The following is a 627-nucleotide window of genomic DNA, read 5'->3' on the forward strand; positions in this document are numbered from 1 at the left end:
CGTCCACCGGAACCGGGATGGTGGCGCCCTCGTAGTCCACCGTGCCGTACGGGGTGCCGAACGAGATGGTCGAGATCTGCACGCCCTCGGCCTTGGCGGCCCGGGCCGCGGTGAACGCCCCCTGCGGGGCATTGGGGTCCAGCGGCACGTTCTCACCGCCGTCGGAGAGCAGCACGATGCGGGCCGGCGGCGGATTGTCGCCGCCGATGACCGCGGTGGCGCCGATCGCGTGCAGGGCGGTGAAGATGGCCTGGCCGGTGGCCGTGCTGTCGGCGAAATCCAGCTTCTTGAGCGCGTCGATAGTCGCCTGGTGTTGCGGGGTCGGCGGCACCAGCAGATAGGGCGTGCCGGCGAACCCGACCAGCCCGAGGTTGATGCCGGGCGTGAGCTGGCCGGCGAACTGGGTGGCTGCCTGTGCGGCGGCCTTGAGCCGGTTGGGTTCGACGTCGGTGGCCCGCATGGACTGCGACATGTCGATCACCAGCATCACGACGGCGCGATTGCGCGGGATGCGCATGTCGTGGGTGGGGGTGGCCAGCGCGATGGTCAACAGCACCAGGGAGAGCAGCGACACCGCGATCGGGAGGTGCCGCCACGGCGACTGCGGCACGGGGGTGTCGGTGTAGC

Annotated in this window: 1 protein-coding gene; it reads right to left on the minus strand. The window is 70.8% G+C overall.

Annotation, left to right across the window (positions count from 1 at the left end; translation table 11 throughout):
* Positions 1 to 627: VWA domain-containing protein (locus A5782_RS21270; protein WP_156624046.1), on the minus strand; the 627-nt coding region annotated here is incomplete at both ends.

Origin of the sequence: Mycobacterium sp. 852002-40037_SCH5390672, from assembly GCF_001665875.1 — a bacterium.
Taxonomy (GTDB): Bacteria; Actinomycetota; Actinomycetes; order Mycobacteriales; family Mycobacteriaceae; genus Mycobacterium.